This is a genomic window from Bradyrhizobium sp. (assembly GCF_049581145.1).
Classification (GTDB): Bacteria; Pseudomonadota; Alphaproteobacteria; order Rhizobiales; family Xanthobacteraceae; genus Bradyrhizobium.
On sequence record NZ_JBAURI010000795.1, the window covers coordinates 1 to 4335 of the forward strand.

At 64.7% G+C, this 4335-nt stretch carries 4 protein-coding genes; all 4 read right to left on the reverse strand.

Going from position 1 to position 4335, the window contains the following annotated elements; all coding sequences use genetic code 11:
* The coding region (locus tag WCB02_RS26175; protein WP_423962662.1) for a glycosyltransferase at window positions 1–251 on the reverse strand (251 nt) is incomplete at its 3' end.
* Window positions 252–302: 51 nt separating this feature from the next.
* Complete coding sequence (gene ftsW / locus WCB02_RS26180) at window positions 303–1454, reverse strand: putative lipid II flippase FtsW (protein ID WP_423962663.1); 1152 nt, start codon at window positions 1452–1454, stop codon at window positions 303–305.
* A gap of 205 nt (window positions 1455–1659) precedes the next feature.
* Window positions 1660–3060: a UDP-N-acetylmuramoyl-L-alanine--D-glutamate ligase gene (gene murD / locus WCB02_RS26185; protein ID WP_423962664.1), complete on the reverse strand. Its 1401-nt coding sequence runs from the start codon at window positions 3058–3060 to the stop codon at window positions 1660–1662.
* Between the two features lie 112 nt (window positions 3061–3172).
* A complete protein-coding gene (mraY, locus tag WCB02_RS26190; RefSeq protein WP_423962665.1) occupies window positions 3173–4258 on the reverse strand; it encodes a phospho-N-acetylmuramoyl-pentapeptide-transferase in 1086 nt (361 codons plus the stop codon).
* Window positions 4259–4335 lie beyond the last annotated feature (77 nt).

Below are 4335 nucleotides of genomic sequence, written 5' to 3' on the forward strand. Positions count from 1 at the left end.
GCCGCGGTGCCGGCCGCGAGCTTGATGCCGGTCACGGCCAGCTGCCAGGGCATGCGGCCGCGCACCGTCTCGCTCGGCACCACGTCGATCATGTCCTTGGAGAACAATCCGCTGTAACGCATCGCACGGGAATCGGTGACCAGCCGCACCCGCAGGCCGCGTTTGATCAATTCGACGCCGAGCGCCTCGGCGGGAAACAGATGACCGCCGGTACCGCCTGCGGCCAGCAAAATCAGAGGCGCAGTGTCCATGCGCCTCCCATAGCCGACAGCGCGGCGTTCGTCATTACCGCTTTCGCGGAGTTAGGCGTAGCCTCGGATTGCTGCGGCATCACCGGCCGCTTCCTCCTCGATGCTCGGCCGCTGCCGGGTCAGCGCCAGCAGCATGCCGACGCCATAGGCCACCGACACCATCGAGGAGCCGCCATAGGAGATGAACGGCAGCGTCATTCCCTTGGCGGGGATCAGCTGCAGATTGACCGACATGTTGATCGCGGCCTGCACTCCGAACATGATGGCGAGTCCGGACGCCGCGAAGCGCGCGAACATGTCCTCGGTTGCGTAGGCGCGCGACAACGCGCGGATCACGACGAAGGCGAACAGCGCCAGCAACGCCAGGCAGAGCACGATGCCGAATTCCTCGGCTGCCACCGCGAACACGAAATCGGTGTGACTGTCCGGCAGATTGCGCTTGGCGATGCCTTCGCCCGGCCCCAATCCGAACCAGCCGCCATTGGCGAAAGCCTCCATCGCGGTATCGACCTGAAAAGTATCGCCGGAGGCCGGATTCATGAAGCGCTGGATGCGGCCTGCGACATGCGGCACCAGAAGATAGGCGGCGAACAGCCCGGTGCCGGCGGCGCCCGCCAGTCCCGCCACCCAGATCATCCGCATGCCCGCGACGAAGAACAGCGAGCCCCACACCATCAGGACCAGCATGGTCTGGCCGAAATCGGGCTCCATCACCAGCAGCGAGACCAGCATCAACAGCAGCACCAGCGCCATCGACGTCGCCGGCATTTCCGGCCGCCGCGCCGATTCTGCGAACAGCCACGCCGCGATCACGACAAAGGCGGGCTTGGCCGCCTCGGAGGCCTGGATATTGACGCCGAGCAGCGTGATCCAGCGCCGCGCGCCCTTCACTTCGGGGCCGATCAGCAGCGTCGTGACGATCAGCACGATCGAAATCGCAAACACGATCAGCGCGCTGCGCCGGATCTGCCGCGGCGACATGAAGGATACGCCGATCAAGACGATGAAGGACGGCAGCAGGAACAGCACGTGCCGGCTAAAGAAATGAAAGGGATCAAGACCGATCCGGGTCGCCACCGGCGGACTTGCCGCCAGCGACAGGATGACCCCGCTCAGCATCAGCGCAATGACCGCCCCAAGCTGGGGACGATCGACCGTCCACCACCATTCCGACAAGGGGTTGCGTTCTTCGCGCGAGAGCATGGGCGTCCCAGGGCCAAGGAAACGTAAATGATAGTGCCATTGGTCGCCGATCGGGGTTTCCGAAGGGTTAAGGAAAAGCTTAAAAGGTCGTCACACCGGCAGGCGGGTCCGGGAGGCCGCGGCTTCAGTGATCGAGCCGTCACCGCATCTGGAATATTGGATCGTTCGCGGCCGAAGACAGTCGAGACTGCGGCGACGGCGGGCGTCACACCACCGGCTTGACGCCCGACAGCGCGGTGACCAGATCGCGGAACCTGCTGCCGCGGATTTCGAAATTGCGGTACTGGTCGAACGAGGCGCAGGCCGGCGACAACAGCACCACGGGATCGGCAAGGCCCGAGGCCTCCGCATCGCGCGCGGCACTGGCGACCGCGACATCGAGGGTTTCGGACATCTCATGGGGGACGCGATCGCCGAGCGTCGCGGCAAATTCCGCGGCCGCTTCGCCGATCAGATAGGCCTTGCGGATACGCGGGAAAAATTCGGTGAGGCTGGTGATGCCGCCGAGCTTGGGCTTGCCGCCGGCGATCCAGAAGATATCCGCAAAGGACGACAAGGCATGCGCGGCCGCATCCGCATTGGTGCCCTTCGAATCGTTGACAAACAGCACGGGACCGCGGCGGCCGACCTGCTCCATGCGGTGGGCAAGCCCCGGAAAACTGCGCAGGCCCGCCTGCAGGACCTGCTCGCTGACACCGAGCGCCAGCGCGCAGGCTGCCGCGCAAGCCGCATTCTGCGCGTTGTGCAAACCGCGCAGCGAGCCGATGCCGCCGATCCGCGCCACCTCGTGGCGCGCCCCGCCGGCGGCCCGCACGATGATCTCGTGCTGGACTGAGATGCCGTCGGCCAGCGGGTTCTTGACGGAGACGCGAACCACATGCTTTCCCGCCTGCTCGATCCGGTCGGCGGTGGCGCGGCTGAAGCCGTCGTCGACGCCAACGATCGCGGTGCCTTTCGGCTGCACGCCGGCGACCAGGCGCTCCTTGACCTCGGCATAATGCTCGAGCGTACCGTGGCGGTCGATATGATCCTCGCTGACGTTGAGCAGGATGCCGACGGCCGGATCGAGCGAGGGCGTCAGATCGATCTGGTAGGAGGACATCTCGATGACATGGACGCGCCCCATCCGAGGCGGCTCCAGCGACAGGATCGCGGTGCCGATATTGCCGCCCATCTGCGCATCATAGCCGGCGACCCGCATCAGATGCGCGATCAGCGCGGTGGTGGTGGACTTGCCGTTGGTGCCGGTGATCGCCACGAACGGCGCATCCGGTGCATGACGGCGCCGCTCGCGGCAGAACAGTTCGATGTCGCCGATCACCTCGCAGCCGGCATTGCGCGCCATCAACACGCTCCAGTGCGGCGCCGGATGGGTCAGCGGCGCGCCGGGCGTCAGCACCAGCGCGGCGAAATTCAGCCACGACACCTTGCGCAGATCCGCAGTGATGAAACCGGCCCGCGCGGCCTCCGCCAGGCGCTCGACGCCATCGTCGCCGGCGACCACTTCCGCGCCTCCCGCCTTCAAGGCATGACAGCTGGCGAGGCCGGACCCGCCGAGTCCGAACACGGCAACCGTCTTGCCGGCGAAAGAGGTGACGGGGATCATGATCTCGTCCACGTCGTTCCGGGGCGTGGAGCGCAGCGCAACGAACCCGGAATCGCGAGATTCCGGATTCGTGCTGCGCGCGCCCCGGAATGACTGGTGAAGGGATACGCCATCATCGCAGCTTCAGCGTCGAGAGGCCGGCGAGCGCCAGCATCACGGAGATGATCCAGAACCGGATCACGATCTGCGGCTCGGTCCATCCCAATTGCTCGAAATGATGGTGGATCGGCGCCATCTTGAAGATGCGTTTGCCGGTGAGCTTGAAGGATGCAACCTGCACGATCACGGACACGGCTTCCAGCACGAACAAGCCACCGATCACCGCCAGCACGATCTCGTGTTTGACCGCGACCGCGACCGAGCCGAGCATGCCGCCGAGCGCCAGCGAACCGGTATCGCCCATGAAGATCGAGGCCGGCGGCGCGTTGAACCAGAGGAATCCGAGCCCCGCGCCGAGCACCGCGCCGCACAATACGGAGAGTTCGCCGGTGCCGGCGACGTAATTGAGCTGCAGATATTCGGAGAACACGGCGTTGCCGACCAGATAGGAGATCAGGCCGAAACTCGCGGATGCGATCATGACCGGGACGATGGCAAGTCCATCGAGGCCGTCGGTCAGATTGACCGCGTTGCCGGCGCCGACGATGACGAAGGCGCCGAAGATCAAGAAGAACCAGCCAAAATTGAATACCAGGTCCTTGAAAAAAGGAATCGCGAGCGAGGTCGAGGAGGCGTCGCGTCCAAGCCGCACCAGCGCGTAGCAGGCGGCGAGCGCGATGGCTGCTTCCAGCGCAAGGCGGACGCGGCCGGCGAAACCGCCCGACGTCTGCTTGGTCACCTTCAGATAATCGTCGTAGAAGCCGACAAAGCCAAAACCGAGCGTCACCGCGAGCACGATCCAGACATAGGGGTTGAGCGGGTTCGCCCACAGCAGGGTCGAGACCACCAGTCCGGACAGGATCATCAGGCCGCCCATCGTCGGCGTGCCCTTCTTGGTCAGGAGATGCGATTGCGGGCCGTCGGCGCGGATCGGCTGGCCCTTGCCCTGCAGCCGCCGCAGGCGATCAATGATGAATTGTCCAAACAGAAATACGAACAGCAGCGCCGTTATGACGGCACCGCCGGTCCGGAACGTGATGTAGCGAAACACGTTGAGAACGGAAAGCTTGTCGGAAAATTCAATCAGCCAATAAAGCATTACGACATCAACCTCGTGCGCCGGCCGTCTCGAGAGCATTTGCTCCCGAACTTTCCTGGCGCACGGAAAGCCGTTGC